At 46.6% G+C, this 22,722-nt stretch carries 25 protein-coding genes; 12 read left to right on the top strand and 13 right to left on the bottom strand.

Annotated features, from left to right (window positions below; all coding sequences use genetic code 11):
- Positions 1-12: 12 nt before the first annotated feature.
- Entirely contained in the window at positions 13-918 is a 906-nt protein-coding gene (locus tag C2757_RS07315; protein WP_215373897.1) for an NAD kinase, read from the bottom strand.
- Positions 919-955: 37 nt separating this feature from the next.
- On the opposite strand from C2757_RS07315, the gene hrcA reads away from it, so the two are divergent.
- The 5 genes from hrcA (at position 956) to dnaJ (ending at position 7,068) form a co-directional block, all read left to right on the top strand.
- Positions 956-1,966: a heat-inducible transcriptional repressor HrcA gene (gene hrcA, locus C2757_RS07310; RefSeq protein WP_215373895.1), complete on the top strand. Its 1,011-nt coding sequence runs from the start codon at positions 956-958 to the stop codon at positions 1,964-1,966.
- Positions 1,967-1,987: 21 nt separating this feature from the next.
- On the top strand, positions 1,988-3,082 hold the full coding sequence (hemH, locus tag C2757_RS07305) for a ferrochelatase (RefSeq protein ID WP_215373894.1): 1,095 nt from the start codon (positions 1,988-1,990) through the stop codon (positions 3,080-3,082).
- Between the two features lie 66 nt (positions 3,083-3,148).
- Complete coding sequence (gene grpE / locus C2757_RS07300; protein ID WP_215373893.1) at positions 3,149-3,706, top strand: nucleotide exchange factor GrpE; 558 nt, start codon at positions 3,149-3,151, stop codon at positions 3,704-3,706.
- A gap of 190 nt (positions 3,707-3,896) precedes the next feature.
- Complete coding sequence (gene dnaK / locus C2757_RS07295; protein ID WP_215373891.1) at positions 3,897-5,831, top strand: molecular chaperone DnaK; 1,935 nt, start codon at positions 3,897-3,899, stop codon at positions 5,829-5,831.
- Positions 5,832-5,931: 100 nt separating this feature from the next.
- Positions 5,932-7,068 (top strand): molecular chaperone DnaJ, encoded by a 1,137-nt coding sequence (gene dnaJ, locus C2757_RS07290; protein ID WP_215373889.1) that lies wholly within the window; start codon positions 5,932-5,934, stop codon positions 7,066-7,068.
- Here the strand turns inward: dnaJ and panB are convergent.
- Genes panB through C2757_RS07260 form a run of 6 tightly spaced genes read right to left on the bottom strand, consistent with a single transcriptional unit; the run spans position 7,065 to position 12,336 of the window.
- The gene (gene panB / locus C2757_RS07285; protein ID WP_215373887.1) at positions 7,065-7,883 is read right to left on the bottom strand and encodes a 3-methyl-2-oxobutanoate hydroxymethyltransferase; all 819 of its coding nucleotides are present in this window, start codon (positions 7,881-7,883) and stop codon (positions 7,065-7,067) included. The genes dnaJ and panB overlap by 4 nt on opposite strands.
- Positions 7,884-7,900: 17 nt before the next feature.
- Positions 7,901-8,428 carry a 2-amino-4-hydroxy-6-hydroxymethyldihydropteridine diphosphokinase gene (gene folK / locus C2757_RS07280; protein WP_215373885.1) on the bottom strand — a complete coding sequence of 176 codons (528 nt, stop codon included), beginning with the start codon at positions 8,426-8,428 and terminating at the stop codon, positions 7,901-7,903.
- Positions 8,429-8,480: 52 nt separating this feature from the next.
- Complete coding sequence (gene pcnB, locus C2757_RS07275) at positions 8,481-9,884, bottom strand: polynucleotide adenylyltransferase PcnB (protein ID WP_215373883.1); 1,404 nt, start codon at positions 9,882-9,884, stop codon at positions 8,481-8,483.
- A complete protein-coding gene (locus C2757_RS07270) occupies positions 9,881-10,561 on the bottom strand; it encodes an HAD family phosphatase (protein WP_215373881.1) in 681 nt (226 codons plus the stop codon). Before C2757_RS07270 ends, pcnB begins: the two co-directional genes overlap by 4 nt.
- Positions 10,562-10,580: 19 nt before the next feature.
- Positions 10,581-11,336 (bottom strand): DnaA regulatory inactivator Hda, encoded by a 756-nt coding sequence (hda, locus tag C2757_RS07265; protein ID WP_215373879.1) that lies wholly within the window; start codon positions 11,334-11,336, stop codon positions 10,581-10,583.
- A 10-nt stretch (positions 11,337-11,346) separates the two neighbouring features.
- Positions 11,347-12,336, bottom strand: coding sequence for an AI-2E family transporter (locus C2757_RS07260; protein WP_215373877.1), 990 nt, complete (start codon positions 12,334-12,336; stop codon positions 11,347-11,349).
- 72 nt (positions 12,337-12,408) lie between these two features.
- Here C2757_RS07260 and purM point away from each other — a divergent pair, with 72 nt between their 5' ends.
- Complete coding sequence (gene purM / locus C2757_RS07255; RefSeq protein ID WP_215373875.1) at positions 12,409-13,461, top strand: phosphoribosylformylglycinamidine cyclo-ligase; 1,053 nt, start codon at positions 12,409-12,411, stop codon at positions 13,459-13,461.
- A gap of 15 nt (positions 13,462-13,476) precedes the next feature.
- Here the strand turns inward: purM and miaA are convergent, their stop codons facing one another.
- Positions 13,477-14,481, bottom strand: coding sequence for a tRNA (adenosine(37)-N6)-dimethylallyltransferase MiaA (gene miaA, locus C2757_RS07250; RefSeq protein WP_215373874.1), 1,005 nt, complete (start codon positions 14,479-14,481; stop codon positions 13,477-13,479).
- A 54-nt stretch (positions 14,482-14,535) separates the two neighbouring features.
- On the opposite strand from miaA, the gene C2757_RS07245 reads away from it, so the two are divergent.
- Complete coding sequence (locus tag C2757_RS07245) at positions 14,536-15,180, top strand: VTT domain-containing protein (protein ID WP_215373872.1); 645 nt, start codon at positions 14,536-14,538, stop codon at positions 15,178-15,180.
- Between the two features lie 10 nt (positions 15,181-15,190).
- On the opposite strand, the gene C2757_RS07240 is transcribed toward C2757_RS07245, so the two are convergent.
- Positions 15,191-16,033, bottom strand: coding sequence for a SirB1 family protein (locus tag C2757_RS07240; protein WP_215373870.1), 843 nt, complete (start codon positions 16,031-16,033; stop codon positions 15,191-15,193).
- 5 nt (positions 16,034-16,038) lie between these two features.
- Entirely contained in the window at positions 16,039-17,592 is a 1,554-nt protein-coding gene (gene murJ / locus C2757_RS07235; RefSeq protein ID WP_215373868.1) for a murein biosynthesis integral membrane protein MurJ, read from the bottom strand.
- Between the two features lie 150 nt (positions 17,593-17,742).
- Between murJ and rpsT the strand changes: the two genes are divergently transcribed.
- Positions 17,743-18,009 carry a 30S ribosomal protein S20 gene (gene rpsT / locus C2757_RS07230; protein ID WP_215373866.1) on the top strand — a complete coding sequence of 89 codons (267 nt, stop codon included), beginning with the start codon at positions 17,743-17,745 and terminating at the stop codon, positions 18,007-18,009.
- Positions 18,010-18,082: 73 nt separating this feature from the next.
- Here the strand turns inward: rpsT and C2757_RS07225 are convergent, their stop codons facing one another.
- Positions 18,083-18,397, bottom strand: a complete 315-nt coding sequence (locus C2757_RS07225) for a DUF3579 domain-containing protein (RefSeq protein WP_215373865.1) — start codon at positions 18,395-18,397, stop codon at positions 18,083-18,085.
- A gap of 152 nt (positions 18,398-18,549) precedes the next feature.
- Between C2757_RS07225 and argF the strand changes: the two genes are divergently transcribed.
- From argF to C2757_RS07205, 4 genes are all read left to right on the top strand, one after another.
- Complete coding sequence (gene argF / locus C2757_RS07220) at positions 18,550-19,497, top strand: ornithine carbamoyltransferase (protein WP_215373864.1); 948 nt, start codon at positions 18,550-18,552, stop codon at positions 19,495-19,497.
- A gap of 65 nt (positions 19,498-19,562) precedes the next feature.
- A complete protein-coding gene (locus C2757_RS07215; protein WP_215373863.1) occupies positions 19,563-20,795 on the top strand; it encodes an argininosuccinate synthase in 1,233 nt (410 codons plus the stop codon).
- A 36-nt stretch (positions 20,796-20,831) separates the two neighbouring features.
- The gene (locus tag C2757_RS07210; protein ID WP_071466051.1) at positions 20,832-21,137 is read left to right on the top strand and encodes a pyrimidine/purine nucleoside phosphorylase; all 306 of its coding nucleotides are present in this window, start codon (positions 20,832-20,834) and stop codon (positions 21,135-21,137) included.
- 68 nt (positions 21,138-21,205) lie between these two features.
- Positions 21,206-21,946 carry an alpha/beta hydrolase gene (locus tag C2757_RS07205; RefSeq protein WP_215373862.1) on the top strand — a complete coding sequence of 247 codons (741 nt, stop codon included), beginning with the start codon at positions 21,206-21,208 and terminating at the stop codon, positions 21,944-21,946.
- Positions 21,947-21,956: 10 nt separating this feature from the next.
- Here C2757_RS07205 and C2757_RS07200 read toward each other — a convergent pair whose 3' ends face one another.
- Together C2757_RS07200 and C2757_RS07195 are read right to left on the bottom strand one after the other, a co-directional pair.
- Complete coding sequence (locus tag C2757_RS07200; protein WP_215373860.1) at positions 21,957-22,409, bottom strand: DUF192 domain-containing protein; 453 nt, start codon at positions 22,407-22,409, stop codon at positions 21,957-21,959.
- Positions 22,410-22,493: 84 nt separating this feature from the next.
- Complete coding sequence (locus C2757_RS07195; protein ID WP_011903586.1) at positions 22,494-22,697, bottom strand: cold-shock protein; 204 nt, start codon at positions 22,695-22,697, stop codon at positions 22,494-22,496.
- Positions 22,698-22,722 lie beyond the last annotated feature (25 nt).

The following is a 22,722-nucleotide window of genomic DNA, read 5'->3' as shown; positions in this document are numbered from 1 at the left end:
AAGTACTCGACATCAGAATGTCGATGGGTATTCATTCCAATGCAGCTTCTCGCGCAAAGTTTTGTAGTCGCTGTGATTGCTGGGATGAAGTAGGGCGATTGTTTTATCAGATTGACGCACTTCAATTTTGTCACCAGCTTGCAAATCTGTTTGAGACTGCATGTCAAAATTGACAATTACTTCAAGGCCATTGACTACTTCAATCACTGTCAGGCTATCTTTCGGTAAAACGATGGGGCGATTGGAGAGTGAGTGCGGCGCAATTGGTACCAGCAGAATGCCTGCAACGTGAGGGTGCAAGATGGGGCCGCCAGCAGAAAGTGCATAAGCAGTTGAGCCTGTAGGAGTGGAGACTATTAAACCATCAGAGCGTTGGTTGTACATGAAGGAGCCATTGACATGAACTGCTAGCTCGACCATCCCAGAGATGCCAGAGCGATTAACAACAACATCATTGAGTGCCAAGGCGCGATTAATTTCCTTACCATCACGAATCACAACCGCGTCTAACAATGTTCTGGTGTCAGCTTCATATTCGCCGGCAATCATTTTGGGTAGGGTGGTTTGTACGGATTGAATGGGAATATCGGTCATATAGCCAAGGCGACCCATATTGATGCCCACTAGTGGCACATTGCTGCCTGCTAACTGACGGGCAATTCCCAGCATCGTGCCGTCGCCACCCAAGACCACGACAAGGTCAATTGCTCCAGCAAAGTCCTGCGCAGTTTTGGTGGAATAGCCCTTTAATCCCAGATGGTTGGCAGTATCTGCCTCGATAAAGACTTCGCAACCTAATCCAGTGAGGAGCTTGGCGATGTCATTGAGGCGTTCCTCAATGCCGTCCGCTTGAAATTTGCCGACAAGCGCAACCCGGCTAAATGCCTTCTTGGTGGAATTTGGGGATGGGCTTAACATATAACGATTAAACCATAGGCATAAAATCCTTTCCATCATGGACGAACGTTCCCGCGCCTTACTCAAAACCCTCATCGAGCGCTATATCGAGGAGGGTCAGCCTATTGGTTCCCGAACCCTATCCAGATTTTCAGGTTTAGACCTATCCGCAGCCACCATTCGGAATGTGATGGCGGATTTAGAGGAAATGGGCTTGGTTACCAGCCCGCATACCTCTGCAGGCCGAATTCCGACACCACAAGGCTACCGTTTGTTTGTCGACACCATGGTGACCGTTCGACCCCTTGAGGAGATGGCTGCCCGTGAGGTCGAAAAAGGTCTCTTGCCAGACTCGCCACAGCGGGTCTTGAACTCTGCTGCGCAGATTTTGTCTAATTTGACCCATTTCGCTGGGGTTGTTATTACTCCAAAGCGCGCTCAGGTTTTTAAACATATCGAGTTTTTGCGTCTAGGCGAAGGTAAGATTTTGCTGATTATGGTGACCCCAGAAGGGGATGTCCAAAATCGCATTCTGCCGACCACTCAGGATTACACCCCCAGTCAATTGATTGAGGCTGGCAATTACATCAACTCTCAGTTTGCTGGTAAAAGTTTTGAGCAAGTGCGTATGCATCTCAAATCGGATCTAGATAATTTACGAACAGACATTTCAGGTTTGATGGCCTTGGCGCTTCAAACGGGTGTCGCTGATTACGATATGAGTCGTGGCGAGATGGTACTTTCAGGCGAACGTCGTTTGCTTAACGTCGGTGAACTGAGTTCAAACCTTGACAAGTTGCGCAGGATGTTCGATATGTTGGAGCAAAAATCAGTACTGATGCAATTGCTCGATGTATCTAGTCATGCAGATGGCATCCAAATTTTTATTGGCGGCGAGAGTGATCTATTACCCTATGAGGATTTAGCGGTCATCAGCGCGCCCTATAGCGTAGATGGCCAAGTTGTTGGTACTTTGGGTGTGATTGGCCCAACCCGTATGGCGTATGACAGAGTCATTCCAATTGTCGACATTACATCGAAATTATTATCTGGCGCATTGAGCTCTTAAACAATTATTAAAGGCACCGCTTTGAATCCAAACCCACACTTACGAGCTTCTAAAACAGCAGTGCTGTTGTTAAATTTAGGAACGCCTTCTGCGCCAACACCTAAAGCGGTGAGAGCGTATTTAAAAGAATTTCTTTCTGATCCACGCGTAGTGGAAATCCCCCGCATTATTTGGTGGTGCATATTAAATGGAATCATCTTGCCGATTCGCAGTAGCGCCTCCGCCAAAAAATATGCATCAATTTGGTTACCTCAGTTAGGCTCACCTCTGATGCATTACTCGCGCTTACAAGCCAAAGAACTTGGTGAGAAATTTGCCAACGAAGGCCATACTGTTTTAGTGGATTTGGCGATGCGCTATGGCAAACCGTCGACCCAGGAAGCCCTTCAAAGTCTTCAATCGCAAGGTATGGAGCGCTTATTGCTATTACCCTTATACCCACAGTATTCAGCCACAACGACGGCATCTAGCTTTGATGAAGTCTTTCGGGTGCTCGGCACATGGCGCAATCAACCAGAGTTGCGCTTGGTAAAGCATTATCACGATAACCCTGCTTATATCTCTGCATTGAGAGATCAAGTTCTCAGTCACTGGGATAAAGATGGGCGTCCTGATTTTGCAAGAGGTGATCGTTTTGTGATGTCCTTTCACGGTTTGCCAAAACGCAATTTAATGAAGGGTGACCCCTACCATTGTGAATGTCTTAAAACGGGACGCTTGCTTGGGGAGTCTTTGGGTCTTGAGCCAGGCCAATACATCGTGACCTTTCAATCTCGTTTTGGTAAAGCGGAGTGGTTAAAGCCTTATACCGCCCCTACAGTAGAAAAATTAGCAAAAGAAGGTTGTCAGCGACTCGATATTTTTTGCCCAGGATTTCCGGCCGATTGTTTGGAGACTCTTGAAGAGATTGCAATGGAGGCTAAAGAAATCTTCCTGGATCATGGCGGCAATGATTACCGCTATATTCCCTGCTTAAACAGCAATCCAAAGTGGATCGAGGCCTTAAGCGATATTGCTTATCAGCATTTGTTAGGATGGTCTTTAGGCGTTGAGTCCAATGAGGAGCTTGCCCAACGTGCCGCAAGAGCTGAGCAAGCTGAAAAAGCCAAGACTTGAAATTCAATAAACTAGCCCCACATAGCAAAGTAATCGTCCCTATTATCGAAAAGTGAATGCATCTCCATGACACAAGAAAATCAAAACCCTTCTCCAGAGCAAGACCAAGCTGCGGCTGAACCTGCGGTAGAAGCAACTGCAGAGGCAACAGCGCAAGCAGTTCCAAAAACACCTGAGCAAGAGATTGCTGCGCTCAATGAAAAAATTGGTGAGCTCCAGGACAATTTCTTGCGCGCCAAAGCTGAAGGTGAAAACATTCGCCGTCGTGCTGTGGAGGATATTGCGAAGGCCCACAAATTTGCAATTGAGAGTTTTGCGGAACATTTAGTGCCGGTAACGGATAGTCTTTATGCTGCGCTAAGTACTGATGCAACTGATGCTAAGGCCTTCAAGGAAGGTCTGGAAATTACCTTGAAGCAACTCTTATCTGCCTTCGAAAAAGGGCGGATGACAGAAATTAACCCTGCGGTAGGTGATAAATTTGATCCCCACCACCATCAGGCGATTGCCTCAGTTCCTTCCGAGCAGGATGCCAATACCGTGGTTTCTATCCTTCAGCGGGGCTATACCGTGGCAGACCGTGTGCTCAGACCCGCCTTGGTGACCGTCAGCGCCCCTAAATAAGCTCAATCATTGGGGTAAAACCCCAAAAATGACATGAAAAAGGCAGATTTCTGCCTTTTTCCTATTTCAGCCCTTGAATTCCCCTTTTTAGACCCCATTTATTGGGTATTGAAATATTTTCGGTAATTCAAGCGAGTTACCAAACATCAACCAGAAGTACAACAAAGCAATTTAATTTTTTGGAGCCATTATGGGAAAGATTATCGGAATCGACTTAGGAACCACTAACTCGTGCGTTTCAGTTGTAGAAAACAATGCACCTAAAGTTGTCGAGAATGCAGAAGGCGCTCGCACAACTCCATCCATCATCGCTTACGTTGAAGATGGCGAAGTATTGGTTGGCGCGCCAGCAAAGCGTCAATCAGTGACAAACCCTAAAAATACAATTTACGCAGTGAAGCGCTTGATGGGTCGTAAATTTACCGATCCTGAAGTACAAAAAGATATTGGCCTCATGCCTTACGCAATTGTTCAAGCGGACAATGGTGATGCTTGGGTTGAAGCGCGCGATAAAAAAATGGCCCCACAGCAAGTTTCTGCAGAAATTTTGCGCAAGATGAAAAAGACTGCTGAAGACTATCTCGGTGAAGAGGTTACTGAAGCGGTGATTACTGTTCCTGCTTACTTTAACGATAGCCAACGTCAAGCAACCAAAGATGCTGGTCGTATCGCAGGCTTAGATGTAAAACGTATCATCAATGAGCCAACTGCAGCTGCATTAGCGTTCGGCTTAGATAAGCAAGACAAAGTGGATCGCAAGATTGCTGTATATGACTTAGGCGGCGGTACATTCGACGTTTCAATCATTGAAATTGCAAACGTAGATGGCGAAAAGCAATTTGAAGTGCTCTCCACTAACGGCGATACTTTCTTGGGCGGTGAAGACTTTGACCAACGCATCATTGACTGGATCATTGCTGAGTTCAAGAAAGAGCAAGGCGTTGATTTGAGTAAAGACGTTTTGGCATTGCAACGTTTGAAAGACGCTGCTGAAAAAGCCAAAATCGAGTTGTCATCTGCACAACAAACCGAAATTAACTTGCCTTACGTGACGGCTGACGCTAGCGGTCCGAAGCATTTGAACTTGAAGTTGACTCGTGCCAAGTTGGAGTCATTGGTTGAAGAGCTGATTAATCGTACTGCTGGTCCTTGCTTAACTGCCATTAAAGATGCTGGCGTGAACGTGGCGGATATCGACGACGTGATTTTGGTCGGCGGTCAAACTCGTATGCCTGCAGTACAAGACAAAGTAAAAGAAATCTTTGGTAAAGAGCCACGCAAAGACGTAAACCCAGATGAAGCAGTGGCTGTTGGTGCTGCAATTCAAGGTTCTGTATTGTCTGGCGATCGTAAAGACGTATTGCTTTTGGACGTTACTCCGTTGTCATTGGGTATCGAAACCCTTGGTGGCGTAATGACCAAGATGATTCCTAAGAACACAACCATTCCTACCAAGCATTCACAGGTTTACTCCACTGCGGAAGACAATCAGCCAGCTGTAACTATTAAGTGCTTCCAGGGTGAGCGCGAGATGGCTGCTGCAAACAAGTTGCTCGGTGAATTTAACCTGGAAGGGATTGCACCTGCCCAGCGCGGTATGCCACAAATTGAAGTGACCTTTGATATTGATGCTAACGGTATTTTGCACGTGACTGCAAAAGACAAAACTACTGGCAAAGAGAACAAGATCACCATCAAGGCAAACTCTGGTTTGACCGAAGAAGAAATTCAGCGCATGGTGAAAGACGCCGAAGCTAATGCAGCTGAAGATAAGAAAGCGCTTGAGTTGGTAACGGCACGCAATACTGCGGATGCCTTGGCTCACTCCACTAAGAAAGCCTTGGAGGAGCATGGCGCTGCATTAGAGACCTCTGAAAAAGAAGCAATTGAAGTCGCTCTCAAGGAGTTGGACGAAGCAATTAAAGGCAGCGATAAAGAAGTGATTGAAGCGAAGACTGAGGCTTTGGGTAAAGCGAGTCAGAAGCTGGGCGAGAAAGTCATGGCTGCTGAACAGGCTAAAGCAGGTGCCGCAGCTGGTGCAGCTCCTGGTGGTGCCGCTCCTGGAGCAGCACCCGATGCTGATGTGGTTGATGCTGACTTTAAAGAGGTTGATGACAAGAAATAATCAAGTCATTGGAAATCTTATAAGGTAGTTTTGATGTACTTAAATAACAAGTCGGCCTCGTGCCGACTTGTGTCATTCAGGTTGTTGAGAGGAATAGGCCGTGCCTAAAAGTAAACGCGATTTTTATGAAGTGCTTGGTGTAACAAGAGGTGCCAGCGAAGAAGAGCTAAAAAAAGCTTATCGTAAGTTGGCAATGAAGTATCACCCGGATCGCAATCCCGATAGCAAAACAGCTGAAGCCCAATTCAAAGAAGCTAAAGAGGCTTATGAAACGCTAACCGATCCTAATAAGCGTGCTGCTTATGACCAGTATGGCCATGCTGGCGTAGACCCATCGATGGGTGGCGGCTTTGGCGGCGGTGGCTTCGGCGGCGGTGGATTTGCTGATGCGTTTGGCGATATCTTCGGGGATATTTTTGGTCAAGGTGGCGGTCGTCAATCCGGCCCACAAGTCTATAAAGGCGCTGATTTACGCTACAACATGGACATTACTCTTGAGCAGGCTGCTGAAGGGTATACCACTCAAATTCGGGTGCCTAGCTGGAGCAATTGCAAACCCTGTCATGGCACTGGCGCAGAGCCTGGAACAAAAGCAGAGAAATGCCCTACCTGTGATGGCCATGGTCAAGTTCGGGTACAGCAAGGCTTCTTCTCGATGCAGCAAACCTGTCCAAAATGTCGCGGCACTGGTGAGTACATTCCAAAGCCTTGCAAGACTTGTCACGGTACTGGTAAGCATAAAGAGCAAAAAACCCTAGAAATCAAAATCCCAGCCGGCATTGATGATGGCATGCGCGTTCGCTCAGTCGGTAATGGCGAGCCTGGCATCAACGGCGGCCCATCTGGCGATCTTTATGTAGAGGTGCGCGTCAAACCCCATCCCGTATTTGAGCGTGATGGTAGTGATTTGCATGTGCAGATGCCAATCTCATTTGCTACAGCGACGATTGGTGCTGAAATTGAAGTGCCTACACTCTCAGGACGAGTGGAGTTTCCGATTCCAGAAGGCACTCAGACTGGCAAGACCTTCCGCTTGCGCAATAAAGGTATTAAAGGATTGCGCTCGACTTTAGTAGGCGATCTATTTGTTCATGTACTGGTTGAAACGCCTGTCAAGCTGAATGAAGAGCAGAAGAAATTACTGCAGAAGTTTGATGCAAGCCTCAAGTCTGGCGGGGATAAACACAATCCGCAGCAAAAAGGTTGGTTTGAGGGTGTGAAGAGCTTCTTCCACTAGCCCGCAAAGGCGTTTTCTAGTCCGGGAAACTTGCCGGACTTGACTTCGCGTACGTAGGCTTTGATAGCGGCTTCAATGGAGTGGTGGCCATCCATAAAGTTTTTGACAAACTTGGGTGGTCTACCAGGGCTAATACCCAGCATGTCTTGCAGAACCAATACCTGACCTGAGCAATCGGGTCCCGCACCAATTCCGATGGTGGGAATATGAAGTTCAGCAGTAATCTTTTCACCTAGAGTCGAAGGAATTGCTTCAAGTACTACCATCTGTGCACCTGCATCTTGGCAATCGATTGCTTGTTCGAGCATGATCGTAGCAGCATCCTTTGATTTACCTTGGACCTTGTAACCACCCAAGAGATGAACTGACTGGGGTAATAAACCAAGGTGGGCACACACCGGAACACTTCGCTCCACTAAGTACTCAATGATCTCAACTTGCCAATCTCCGCCACCTTCAAGCTTAACCATATCAGCACCAGCACGCATGAGCTCGGCAGCAGAGTCTAGAGCTTGAACAGGGTCACCATAACTAGCAAACGGCAAATCAGCAATTAAAAATGCTTGAGTATTTGCACGTGCCACACATTCGGTGTGATAAGCCATTTGTTCAATGGTCACGGGGGTGGTGCTGGAATAACCTTGAATCACATTTCCTAGAGAATCACCAATCAGGATAGATTCAACCCCGCAACGATTTAATAGTGCGGACATGGTCGAATCATATGCAGTTAGCATGGTGATTTTTTCACCCTCAGCATGCATTGAGAGTAGTTTGGTGATGGTAATTGGCTTATCGCCTTGTAAGTAACTCATGGCGAGAGTTTAATGAATTAATGCGCCGATTGGCTATAAACGTCTTTTTCTCCGCAATTGCAGTTCCTGCAGGGGAGTTTTTCGATTCTTTGGTGGGCTACTTTAGGGAGATAGGCTTTGAGTTCCCCTAAATTGGGTAAGAAAAAATCAGGGGCTATTTCCAGGAGGGGAAGGAGAACAAAAGAGCGCTCGATAATTCTGGGGTGGGGCAACATCAGCTCAGTTTCATTTTGAGTGACGCCCTCAAAAGAGAGGATATCGAGATCGAGCGTGCGGGGCGCATTTGAGTATGGACGCTCTCTACCAAACTGCTGTTCAATGGCTTGGCAAACATGCAATAAGCCGTATGGGCTAAGTTCAGTTTCGATTTCAATGACGGCGTTGATATAGTCACCACCTGTCGCTTCCACAGGCGCACTTTGATAAAAGCAGCTTTTTGTAAGAATTTGCAATTCAGAGCGCAGTGCTAAGCATACGATTGCGTCAGTAATGAGCTGACGTGTATCGCCGATATTTCCACCAAATCCAATAAAAGCTCTTGCCATAAGATTCCAAACCCAAGATGAAACTACTTTACTGAATTTCTTTGAAGTCTGCTTAGCTTGCTGAAGTTTCTGGAGGCGTAGTAGTTTTAGGTTTTCTGCGACGACGACGCTTTGCTGGAGATGTGGCGCTGCTCCCTAGCTCAGTCTTGGCGCTGGCCATCAAGGCATCTTGACCTGCTGGGTCTGCGGCGATAAAGCTGGTCCACCACTCCCCTAGGGCAGAATCTTGTTCGCCAGTCGCACAACGCAGGAGCATAAAGTCATAACCAGCCCTAAACCGTGGCGATTCAATCAGGCGATAGGGGTAGCGACCGACGCGTTTTTCGAAACGGGGTTGCATAGCCCAAATCTCGCGCATATCACTCTCAAAGCGTCTTTGAATCGTCATCCCACTGCTTTGCGTAGCAATCGTGTCGTCCATCGCATCATGTAGAGCCGGGATATTAGATATCCCTTTGGCAATATTGGCCTTCCAATTCTTCAGGAGATCTGGCCAAAGCAGGGTGGCAAATAAGAATCCTGCAGAAACACTTTTACCGGATTGAATGCGTTGATCCGTATTGGCTAGGGCCAATTTCACGAAATCATTAGCGCCCTTAGAATCAGCACCACTATCTAAGATGTGATCTAGCAATGGCAAAAGACCATGATGTAAGCCTGCATCACGCAGACCTTGAATGGCAGCCCAAGAATATCCCGACATCAAGAGCTTAAGAATTTCATCAAAAAGTCTGGCAGAAGGAACGTCATGTAATAGATTGCTTAGCTTAGCGATTGGCGCGCGTGTCGCCGGATCTAAATGAAATCCAGTTTTGGCAGCAAAGCGGATAGCTCTCAGCATGCGGATGGGATCTTCACGGTAGCGTTTCGCAGGATCTCCAATCATGCGCAAGGTTTTCTTTTCCATATCGGCCATGCCGCCGTGGTAATCGAGCACAGTTTCTGTAGAGGGATCGTAGTACATCGCGTTGATGGTGAAATCGCGTCTTGCCGCATCTTCACCTTGTGAGCCCCAAACGTTATCGCGCAGAATACGACCGCTTTCCGCAACATGGTCACCAGCGTTATCGAGTAGGGCCCTGAAAGTGGAGACTTCAATAATTTCAGGATGGCCTTTACCAAAAAAGGTGACATGAACAATCTGAAAGCGACGACCAATTAAGCGCGCTTTACGAAAAAGTCTTTGCACTTGATCGGGGGTGGCGTTGGTAGCAACGTCAAAATCCTTTGGACCAATTCCTAAAACCAGATCACGAACAGCGCCACCGACAATAAATGCTTCGAATCCAGCCTGTTGCAGTGTGTGAGTAACTTTGACTGCATTTTTAGAAAGCAAATGCGGATCAATGCGATGGATTCTCTTGGCAATACGTTTTGGTGCGCCAGACTGATTCACTTGGGTATGTCTGACCATGGGGTCACGACGCAAGATGCGCTTAATAAATTTAGTGATCATGCAAACAATTCAAGAACGGGCCAACCGCGTTGTTTGGCTTCATGCCGTAGGCGATCATCAGGGTTGGTGGCAACTGGGTGACTGACTTGTTCTAGCAAGGGCAAGTCATTCATTGAGTCTGAGTAAAAATAGCTATACGGTAATTGGCTTAAGGAAAGATTTTGACTCGCCAGCCAATTCTGGAGATTTTGAATCTTGCCTTCGCGGAAATTGGGGATACCCTTCACTTCACCAGTGTAATTGGCTAAGGGAACGTCGTTGGTTGTTGCCGGTTCAGTAGCAATCAAATGCTCAATACCAAAGCGCTCCACAATGGGGCGGGTAACAAAACTATTTGTTGCCGTGATCACGCAGCAAATATCACCCTGATCTTGATGTCGCTTTACGAGGTCCAGTGCTTGCTGACGAAGTTGACCATGAATTACTTCTTCCATAAAGGTGTCATGCCACTCTTTGAGTTGGGCGCGCGAATGTTCTGAAAGAGGTTTTAAGGCAAAGCGCAAAAACTCATGAATATCGAGCTTGCCTTCTTTGTAATCCTGATAGAAGCGTTCATTTTGGGTTGCATAGTATTTGCTATCGACTACGCCAATCCGGGCTAAAAATTGACCCCATTCATAATCGCTATCGCATGGCAATAAAGTGTGGTCTAGGTCGAAGAGGGCTAATTGGGTCACAAATGAAATCTTTAATAAATTATTTTGGCTGAAGGAGTTCGCGTACCAAAGGCAAGGTTACTGCACGTTTGGTTTCCAGTGAATACGCATCCAAAGCATCCATTAAGGCCATTAAGTTAGGCATATCTCGATAAAAGCGATTTAATAGCCAGGGCAATACATCTGGCGATAAGACTAGTCCTCGAGCCTTAGCGGCTTGTTCTAATGCCTGTATTTTCTCATCATCCCCTAAAAGTTGGGTCTGAAAGACCAATCCCCAGGCCAAGCGGGTACGCAGGTCTTCACGCAGATTGAGATTGGCTGGAGCGGATTTACCAGCCATCAAAATAGAGATGTTTTTGCTGGCCTGTACACCATTGAGAATACGAAATAATGCGGCGACTAAGCGTTCATCCAGGCTTTCTACATCGTCCACAGTGATGAGTGAGGGGGCAGCACTTTGCCCTAGGCCAGATATTTTTTCTTCAAGACGAACCCAGGCGCTCGGCTCTTTGGGGTAGAGGGAAAAATATTCAAGCCCTAAATGCTCGGCAGTATTTCTCATTGCTTCGAGCAAATGGGTGCGCCCCGATCCTGCTGGCCCCCACCAATATATCCAGCGATGGTTCAGCGGATTATTGGATTGCGCTTCAGGCACTTCCTCCCAAGCTTTACATAGCGCCCTTAATGCAGACACCAAAGCAAGATCTTTGCCTGGTAAGTAGTTTTCTAAACTGGCTTTAGGGGCGTGACTAATATCTAGGGCAAATTGTCTAGGAAGTGGGCTGGTATTCATTAATGCGAAATTATTTTTGATACCAAGAACTTTGTGTGTAAACAGACCACAGGTATTGCACTAAGACCAGGGCAATTGCGCTAATTGGCAAAGCTAAAAGCACACCAAAGAAGCCAAAAAGATTGCCAAAAAGGAGTAACGCAAACAAGACTGCAACTGGATGTAGACCAATGCGCTCACCAACCAGGCGGGGCGTTAGAAAGAAGCCCTCAAGAATTTGACCTAATCCGTATATACCCAGAACACCAAGTAGTTCAGGCCCAAGACCAAATTGCAAAATTGCAGAGATGACTGAGAGACTTAAGCCCAGCGCGATACCAATATAGGGTATGACAATCATGAGTGCAGTGAATACACCCAAGGCAACCGCCCCCCTGACGCCAACAATACTCAGGCCCACGCTATAGAAAACAGACATGATGGAAATTACGATGATCATGCCGCGCAAATATTGTGATAGCAAACCATCGGTATGCATCGCAAGGTGACGAATAGTTGCCTGGGCACGACGCGGTGCAAGCTGTTGCATATATTGAAAGAATTGATTCCAATCAATCAATAAATAAAACAGTACAAATAAAATGAGTACCGAGTTGACAAAACCTGTGATCACAGAGCTACCTGATGATAAGAGCGTCTCAAAGGTGCTGCCCATTAAGGTTTCAGCATTTTCGCTAAGGTGTTCTGTAATTTTTTGAGTTGCGGTGTCTCTGAGGGTGTCCCATTTCACATGAATATGCATATGGGCTAACTGGGGCTCAAGCCATGCTTGGGTGTTTTGAATCCAGCCGGGTAATTGCTCTTTAATCAAAGGCAACTCTGTTTTAAGCAAGGTGATGAAAAGAGTCAAAATTGCCAACACCACCCCTAAACCAAATATGACGGTGAGTGCAGCAGCCAAGATTGGGTGCAAGCGGCGTCCTTGGAGCCATAGAAAAGCAGGCCGTAGGATATAAGCTAGGATAAAAGCGGTGAGAAAAGGGGTAAAAATTTCTGCCATGTTGAGTAATCCTCTAGAATTCAATGATTCTACTGACCAAGTGCTATTTTTCACCAATATTCCATCTCTGATATGACATCTTCAAGCAATTCCTCCACAAAAGGCCTTTCCTACCGTGATGCTGGCGTTGATATTGACGCTGGAGATGACTTAGTTGATCGGATTAAACCCCTTGCTAAGAAGACCATGCGAGAAGGCGTTTTAGCCGGAATTGGTGGTTTTGGTGCCCTTTTTGAGGTGCCCAAGCGCTATAAAGAGCCAGTATTGGTTTCTGGGACTGATGGCGTTGGAACAAAGTTGAGATTGGCTTTTGAGTGGAATCGCCACGACACTATTGGTCAAGACTTGGTAGCCATGAGCGTGAATGACATCTTGGTTCAGGGCGCTGAGCCTCTCTTCTTTTTGGATTATTTTGCTTGCGGTAAGTTAACTGTTGATACGGCCGCTACGGTCGTGGGCGGTATTGCGAAAGGTTGCGAATTATCTGGCTGCGCATTAATTGGTGGTGAAACTGCTGAGATGCCAGGAATGTATCCACCAGGCGAATATGATCTCGCTGGATTTGCAGTAGGCGCTGTTGAGAAATCAAAAATCATTACGGGCAATACGATTGTGCCTGGCGATGTGGTGCTGGCAATCGGCTCTAGTGGCGCTCACTCCAATGGATATTCATTGGTTCGTAAAATTATCGAGCGCGCTGGCGCCAAGCCAAGCGATGATTTAGGTGGTCGTCCATTGGGTGATGTTGTGATGGCTCCAACAGAGATTTACGTGAAGCCGCTTCTCAAGCTGATTTCTGAAATTGATGTGAAGGGTATGGCTCACATTACTGGTGGTGGCTTAGTGGATAACGTTCCACGGGTTCTCCCAGAAAACACACAAGCAGTTTTGCATCGTAGTAGCTGGCAAATGCCCGAGCTCTTTCGTTGGTTGCAGATGAAGGGTGGCGTAGCTGATGCTGAGATGGTCCGCGTCTTCAACTGCGGTATCGGCATGGTGGTAATTGTTGCTCCAAGCCAAGCAGATGCTGCCATCAAGTCATTAACTGCTCAAGGCTTAAAAGCGTGGACAGTTGGCGAAGTAGTCGAGCGCCCTAAGGATGCTCCACAAGCGATTGTTATTTAAGCAATCGCTGTAAACCTATTTTTTCAAATTACTTTTGCAGTAATCTAAGGCCGCCTTTAATTCGATTGGGTTGAAGGGGTCAAAGGTATTTCTGCCTGCGATTGCTCTTAGCCAGGTAAGTTGGCGCTTGCCAAGCTGTCTCGTTGCAGCCAACGCTTTGTAGCGCATCTGCTCAGCGTCAATTTCACCATTCAGAAACTCCCAAGCCTGGCGGTAACCAACGGATCGAATCGCTGGTAAATCTGCATGCAATTCTGGATTGGCGCGAAGCGTTTTCACTTCATCTAAAAATCCAGCTAGTAGCATTTCGTCGAAGCGCTTTTCTAAATTCTGATGTAATCGTTTGCGATCGCTTGGCTCAAGTGATACCAATCTAATCCATGGCGGTATAGTCGAGCCTTCTCTACCGTCTTCGCTTGGTGCATCAGCCAGTAGGGCAGACATCGGTTTGCCAGTAATTTCATAAACTTCAAGCGCACGTTGCACGCGCTGAGAGTCGTTAGGTTTCAAGCGTGCAGCAGTTTCTGGATCGACCTTAGCAAGCTTCTCATGCATTGCAGGCCAACCCAGTACTTTACCTTCTTCATCAAGTCGTGCTCGAACCTCAGGGTTGGCTGGGGGAAGCGAGGAAAGCCCATATGCCCAAGCACGCCAATACAACATGGTGCCGCCAACAACTACTGGAATATTTCCCCTACTGTGTATTTCTTCACATAAACGTTTGGCATCTTTTGCAAAGCGTGCTGCTGAGTACACTTCGGTTGGATCCAGGATATCAATTAGGTGATGAATAACACCTACTTGCTCAGCTTTGGTGGGTTTTGCACTACCAATGTCTAGACCCCTGTAGACAAGTGCAGAGTCCATGCTAATGAGTTCGATAGTGCTGCCAATAGATTTGGCGTACTCAGCTAAAGACATAGCGAGATGGGTTTTGCCTGCACCAGTAGGGCCAACAATACATAGTATTGGAGCGGCCTCTGGAGCATGCATAGGCTGAATGTAGGGTTCAGTTTGCATACCTGATTATAAGAGCCTGTTAATATCCGCATCAAGCCAATCTTTGGAGTGCCAGTGGATACCCTTTTACAGCTTAGTGATTTATTGCTGCATATTGATCGTCACCTCGATGTAGTAATTTCGCAATATGGTCCTTGGGCTTATGGTTTTTTGTTTGCCATTGTGTTTGCAGAGACAGGTTTAGTTGTTGCCCCATTTTTGCCTGGCGACTCGCTGTTATTTATTGCTGGCGCTTACTGTGCGACAGAACATTTCAACATCTGGACTTTGTGTAGTGGCTTATTGCTAGCTGCTGTAGCAGGCAACACCGTAAATTACTTTATTGGCCGCTGGATTGGTAAAAGAGTCTTTAGCAGTCAATCACGCTGGATCGACCAAGGGGCTTTATTAAAGACCCATGCTTTTTATGAGAGGCATGGCGGTAAGACCATCATCCTGGCACGCTTCTTACCCATTATTCGTACATTTGCACCATTCATTGCAGGCGTGTCGGAGATGAATTTCTCCCGCTTTCAGTTTTTCAACATTACTGGGGCTGCACTTTGGGTATTTGGCTTGGTCATTGCTGGCTATTTCTTTGGAAATATTCCCATCATTCGTCAAAACTTAAACGTGATTGTTTTGCTTGGTGTGGGCGCTGCTGCAGTACCAGTCATCTTGGCTGCACTCTACAAAATTTTCAAGCGCAATAAAAGCTGAGCACTAGGCTCTAGTGAAATTTTGTTTGACTCTCGAGCGTTGCAATATGCTCGCGAATATCTCCAGCGTCTTCTGCTTCTGGTAATTCACTGAGATAGCGGTGCATATCTTCTAGGGCGGGACGTAAATATTCAAGCTGGGCAAAAATCAGTCCGCGATCACGAACCTCTTCAATCGAATCTGGTAGCAAAATGACCAAGCGCTCTTGAATGCCTAGTAGGCGCTCCCAACGCTCATGTTCTGAGTAGATCATTTTCAGATTTCTCAAGAAGCGGGAGAGTATTTCGCGGGCATTTGAGGCGCGCAGGAATACATTGAGCGGCAGGCTCAACTCACCCCGGTAGCCTTTGGCATCGAGATAAGGGTCAAGCATCTCTTGCAATTGATTTTTGGAGAGAGATTCGCCAGTCAGCGGATCCATGATGACTTCGCCTTGTTGCAAAGAGATGCGCATCATGAAGTGATTTGGAAATGAAACGCCTCGGATCTTTAAACCAATTTGTTGACCTAATTCCATCATCAGAATTGCTAAAGAGATTGGAATGCCTCTGCGATTCTCAAGTACATAGTGTAGGTAAGAATTTTCAGGCGCATAAAAATCATTTGGATTGGGGCCAAAGCCTAATTCGGTATAAAAGAAATGTTTCAAAATTTGCAGGCGCTGTATCGGTGAAGTATCTGGAGTAATCCGAGCTTTTAATTTATTGCCCATCTCATCGAGTTGATCGAGTACCCCTTGGACATCTAAATCCGGATAAGCGTGTTGCGCAACTGCGATCGCAGCCTCCGTTAGTGGGAAGTGTTCGTCTTCAGCAACTAAGGAGGTGAAATAGTCGAGTTGTTGTGTTGGCATATCTTCTATTTTGCATGACGCAAGAATTTTTGCCAGCGAATTCCAACTAAGGCGAGACCCCCAAAATAAACTAAGGCAGCAACGGCAAGCCAGAGGGCCACCAGGCCGATTCGTACCCAAGGCTCTGCCTGGAGTGCGATCCAATTGTGAGCGCTCGCAGCATAGAAAAGGACGGCTGAGAAGGGAATGAGGGCCAGAAAGAGTTGGCCAAGGTATTTAGCCCACGACGCGTTGGGTAGAGCGCCCCTTTGGTGAAGGCCAATCCACAGAAGGGCCGCATTGAGGCAGGCACCAGCACCCACTGATAGTGCCAGCCCAGCATGCCCAAGCCAGGGCACGAACACCAAGTTAGCCAACTGGGTGGCAACGAGGACAAGCAAGCCGATTTTGACGGGAGTGCGAATATCTTGGCGGGAGTAAAAGCCGGGCGCCAAAATTTTTACCAGGATCAAGCCAATCAGACCAACACCGTAAGCAGCCAATGCACGTTGTGTCATGAGTACATCTAGAGCGTTGAATTTGCCATAGTGATAAAGCACTGCCGCCAAGGGTTCACCAAAAATAAAGAGTGCAATTGCGCTTGGGGCCGCCAAGAGGAAGGTGAGCTGTAATCCCCAGATTAATAATTCACCTGCGTGCGCTAAATCATTTTTAGCATTTGCTTTACTGAGACTTGGAAGTAGAACAGTGCCTAGTGCAACACCCAGTAGGGCTGTAGGAAATTCCATCAAGCGATCTGCATAAGAAAGCCAGGACACGCTCCCCGCCTGAAGGCGAGAGGCAATATTGGTATTGATGATGAGTGAGATCTGTGCAACCGATACCGCAAAGACTGCAGGCCCCATCAGTTTTAATACGCGTCGTGCATCAGGATTGGTAATCGCTGCTTTAATGGCGCCAGGCAATAAGCCAATTCGTGGCAGCAGTCCTAGACGAGCAAGCACTGGAACCTGAATGGCCAATTGCAAAATACCGCCGAGTAAAACACCAATGCTCAGGGCATAAATGGGTTGCTCTAAGTGGGGTGCTAAAAATATCGCACTGCCAATTAAGGCGAGATTCAGCAATACTGGGGTGAAGGCTGGAATCGCAAAGCGATGATAGGTATTGAGGATTCCGGCTGAGAGCGAGACCATCGAGATCAAGCCAATATACGGAAACATGATGCGAGTCATGACAACGCTGGCCTCATAGGCGGGTCCGCCAACAAATCCCGTAGCAATCACCAGAATCAGCAAGGGGGCGCCAATGACACCAAGGAGTACTGTTAGGAGCAAAGCCCAAAATAAGAGCGTGGCGACAGCATTAATGAGGATTTTGGCCTTGTTTTGGTCCTCATTGGTGGCAATTTCCCCCAAAATTGGCACAAAAGCCTGGGAAAAGGCCCCTTCGGCAAAAAGGCGCCGGAGCAAATTGGGCAGCCTAAAAGCCACATTAAAGGCGTCTGTCCACTCTGAGGCCCCAAAACTACGGGCAATGAGGGTCTCTCGCAGTAGGCCCGTAATACGGGAAAGCATTGTGAGTGAGCTGACCTTGGCGGCGGCAGAAAGCAGGTTCATGAGCCGATTTTCACCTATTTATGGGTGGACTGGGCTTTTTTGCCCCTTTCGGGTAAAATCTTGGGTTTTGGCGAGCTTGCTTAGGAATTGGCAAGTCCGCGAGATTTTTAACTAATCGCATTTTGCATTTTATAGAGGCAAGGTTTAAAGATGGCCAATACAGCACAAGCGCGTAAGCGCGCACGCCAGGCAGTAAAACAGAACGAGCACAACTCCAGTTTGCGTTCAAAGCTTCGCACTTCCATTAAGGCAGTTCGTAAAGCGATCGAAACTGGTGACAAAGATGCTGCTGCAAAAGTATTCGCAGCAACTCAGTCAACAATCGACAAGATTGCTGATAAAAAGATTGCTCATAAAAATACTGCGGCACGTCAGAAGTCACGTTTGTCTGCAGCTATCAAGGCGATGGCAGCGTAATACAGTATTCGTTTTAGGCTGGTCGAAGTAGATTCGACCTAAGCCCGCTCCTCATCAGAGCGGGTTTTTGTTTTTAGGACTGGGCTTGGGGTTTGGGTTCAAACTCACAAGCTTCTTCGATTGGTAGATCGTTGTCTTTGGCAAAGTTGCATACAAAGTCGAGCGCTCTAGGATCAAGTTCACCTAGTCTGGTATCAACAACAACGCATTTCACTGTAGCAATCACGACGGGTATCACGTAGGGTGAGTAGGTGAAGCGGGGATCTCCAGAATCTCCGGGTGGGCGAAAAGTAGCCATCACTCCGCATAGACGCTCCGCCCAATCACTGGGTCGAAATGGTTTGCCAGAAGTTGTAATGCCTTGAATGAAAAGCTTTTTGTGGTTCAAGTTCGCGTAAAGAAGGTGGTAGGAATCGGTATAACTAAGCCCTCTAGCTTAACAGCCTGAGTTGGCCGTAAGATGACTTTAGGTTCTATTTTCGTGCAGTCGAATGGTTTAAGAAAAAAATGCAAGCCAAAACTTTAGTAGAAAGCTCAACTATGACATCTCTGGCAAAGCCTCAAGTGCCGGGTCAGGTCAAGCACTATCTGCAGTTTGCCGACCTTACTCGCGAAGAATATGAATATCTGCTTAAAAGAGCCGCGTGGTTAAAGGCCAAATTTAAGAGCTATGAGACTTGGCACCCACTACATGACCGTACTTTGGCGATGATTTTTGAAAAGCATTCCACACGTACCCGTCTGTCCTTCGAGGCGGGCATCCATCAGCTTGGTGGACATGCCGTGTACCTGAACACCCGCGATACCCAATTGGGCCGTGGTGAGCCTGTAGAGGACGCTGCACAGGTTATTTCACGGATGACTGACATCATCATGATTCGCACCTTTGGTCAGGAGATCATCGAACGCTTTGCTGCGAACTCACGTGTACCGGTAATTAATGGCCTTACGAATGAATTTCATCCTTGCCAAGTCTTGGCAGATATCTTCACTTTTGTAGAGGCTCGCGGCCCAATTCAGGGCAAGATAGTGGCGTGGGTTGGGGATGCTAATAACATGGCCTACACCTGGATACAGGCGGCTATCTGTTTAGATTTTCAAATCCGCTTCTCTGCACCCGAGGGTTATCAGTTAGACGCCTCCCGCCTAACGGCCGCTGCTGCAAAACACTTAACGATTTGTTCTGATCCTAAAGATGCTTGTAAAGACGCAGATTTAGTCACGACTGATGTGTGGACAAGCATGGGTTACGAGTCTGAAAACAGTTCGCGTATGAATGCCTTCAAAGCTTGGATGGTTGATGAGGAGTTGATGTCTTTAGCCAAACCTAATGCTTTATTCATGCACTGCTTACCAGCGCATCGCGGCGAAGAAGTATCTGCTGGAGTGATTGATGGTCCGCAAAGCATTGTCTGGGAAGAAGCAGAAAATCGTTTGCATGTGCAAAAGGCTTTAATGGAGTATTTGCTCTGTGGTCGCTTAGACTAAGCAAAAAAACATCCGCAATAAAATATCAAGTAATTTGTTTTCGTTAATTTTGATTGAATAAAAATATGTCCGATATTAAAAAAGCAGTGCTAGCGTATTCCGGTGGCCTTGACACTAGCGTAATCTTGAAATGGCTTCAAGATACTTATGGCTGTGAAATCGTGACCTTTACAGCGGATCTTGGTCAGGGCGAAGAACTTGAGCCAGCGCGCGCAAAGGCATTGCAATTCGGTATCAAACCGGAAAATATTTTTATCGATGATTTGCGTGAAGAGTTTGTGCGTGACTTTGTTTTCCCAATGTTTCGTGCCAACACGATTTATGAGGGTGAGTATTTATTGGGCACCTCGATTGCACGCCCACTAATCGCTAAGCGTCAAATTGAAATCGCCCGTCTGACCGGTGCTGACGCCGTTTCGCATGGTGCTACTGGCAAAGGTAATGATCAAGTCCGCTTTGAGCTGGGCTACTATGCCCTTGAGCCAGGAATCAAAGTGATTGCTCCATGGCGCGAATGGGATCTTCTCTCACGTGAGAAATTGATGGCCTATGCAGAAAAGCACGGCATTCCGGTTGAGATGAAGCACAAACAAGGCGGCTCACCATATTCTATGGATGCCAATCTCTTGCATATCAGCTATGAAGGGCGCCACCTTGAGAATCCAAATGCAGAAGCAGAAGAATCCATGTGGCGTTGGACGGTCTCTCCAGAGAAGGCTCCTGACGCTCCAGAGATCATTGAAATCGAATTTAAAGCTGGCGATCCAGTAGCCATTAACGGCAAGGCTTATAAGCCCCATGAGTTATTGGCTGAACTCAATCGCGTTGGCGGCAAGCATGGTATTGGCCGCCTTGACTTGGTAGAAAACCGTTTTGTTGGGATGAAGAGCCGTGGTTGCTATGAGACTCCCGGTGGCACCATTCTTTTGAAGGCTCACCGTGGCATTGAGAGTATTACTCTCGATCGTGAAGTCGCCCACCTCAAGGATGACCTGATGCCGCGTTATGCAAGTCTCATTTACAACGGACTTTGGTGGTCTCCAGAGCGCATTGCTTTGCAAACCTTGATTGATCATACGCAGCAGATGGTTAACGGTCTTGTGCGTCTCAAGCTTTACAAAGGTTCTGTATCTGTGATTTCACGCGATTCAGAAAATACTTTGTTTGATCAGAACATCGCTACATTTGATGATGATGGTGGTGCATACAATCAAGCGGATGCCGGCGGGTTTATCAAGCTCAACGCCCTAAGAATGCGGATTGCTGAAATAGCAAAGCGCAAGCGCGCTAAGAAATAATCGACACTAGAACCAAATACAATAGAAAGAGCCAAGATGCAATTTGATCAAGTTTCAGTAGGCAAAAAAGCCAATGTATTTTTTGATGGCAAGTGTGTTTCACACACGGTTACCTTGCCAAATGGTGTTCGTAAATCTGTTGGTGTCGTATTACCGAGCACTCTGCGTTTTGATCTCAGCACTAAAGAGGTTATGGAAGTAGTTGATGGCAATGCATTTGTCAGCATTAATGGTGCACCAGAACAAGAATTTAAAGCGGGGCAGAGCTGGGAGGTAGAAAAGGGCGGTTACTTCATCATTAGGGCTGAGCAGCCAGTGCACTATGTTTGCCACTTTGAGTAAGCAATGGATCTTTTAAATAAAGCCACCTTCGGGTGGTTTTTTATTTTATGTCATGTAAGAATCTACCAATGAAGATTACTCACATTGTTGCTGCTCTATGGATACTTTTATCGTCTGTCGCGCATTCACAGGTATTTGATGTTCCTTATAAGGATGATGCTCCGACTAGAACTTTGCTGACCCCAGTTAAAAATGCCAAGGCAGTTGTCTTGTTGTTTCCTGGTGGAGGCGGCGTCTTAAATCTACAGGATGATGGCTCAACGACAAATGGTCATACTTTTGTTAGGTCTAAAGATCTCTGGGCTCAATACGGAATTGACTCTGTATTAGTAGATACGCCCTATGATCTTGGTGCGGGTATGCGAAATTCAAGATCCATTCGAGACCATCAGCAAAGAATTTTGAATGTAGTGAACTACTACAAAGAAAAACTCAATCTACCCGTTTGGATATTTGGCCACAGCATGGGCACTGTTAGCGTTACTGAATTTGTAAATGGTGGAAAAGAAAAAGAAAAGTTGATTTCCGGGGTAATTGTTGCTGGCACATATAGATCTGCAACAGTAGATTCGGATATCACGGTGCCAGTTCTAGCAATTCATCACGTAGATGATGGTTGCGCATCCACACCATTTGCCTCTTCTGAGCGAATTATTGAAAACCGTCCAAAAAAATTAAGCTCACAATTTATTCAGATTGATGGCGGAATTAGTGAAGGTGATGTTTGTGGATCAAGGGCATACCACGGCTTCAATCAAAAAGAGCCGGAGTTCATTAAAGCCGCTGCCCAGTTCATATTGAGGAACTAGTTCAAGGTAATTACCGCCTTGGCAACCCACTAATTACGCTGCCCGGAACAATCACTCTTTCTGAGAACCACTGTTTGTTCATCTCTAGGGCGTAGCGAACTGCAGCCTTAGGGCAGTGGTTGTTAGTAGTCTCGGCTTGCATCTCTTCAATGTTCACAATCTTGCCATCGTCTGCAATGAATGCAATCGATAGGGGAATCTTGGTGTTATTCATCCAAAAGCAATGACCAGCTTTTTGTTCAAAGATAAAAAGCATTCCAGAATTTATTGGCATGCTCGTGCGATTCATTAGACCTACTTCTCTAGCTTGCGGTGTATCCGCAATTTCTGCTTGGATGCGATAGATCCCTGTTTTTAATTCAAGGCTTGGTAATCCTGTATTGACTTGCCCTAGAACGATTGCTGGGAGTATGAATAAGGCGGCTAGAAAAAGCTTTTGAGCTAAATATTTTTTTGTATTCATGAATGAGATTTTATGTGATGCAAATTGCGGGCGAAAAAAAACCCAGGAACGAATCCTGGGTTTTCCATAATGATCTAAGGACTATTAAGCCGCTTGGATATTGGTAGCTTGCTTGCCTTTAGGGCCTTGGGTAATGTCAAACGTTACCTTTTGGTTTTCCTTGAGGGTTTTGAACCCAGGCATAGTAATTGCGCTGAAATGCGCGAACAACTCTTCTTCACCATCATCAGGTTTGATAAAGCCAAAACCTTTTGCATCATTGAACCACTTAACAATTCCGGTCGCCATGCGAACTCCATTACATAAACTTAAA

It is taken from the genome of Polynucleobacter sp. MWH-Svant-W18, from assembly GCF_018687495.1.
Lineage (GTDB): Bacteria > Pseudomonadota > Gammaproteobacteria > Burkholderiales > Burkholderiaceae > Polynucleobacter.
This window is presented reverse-complemented; position numbering and strand designations above follow the sequence as displayed.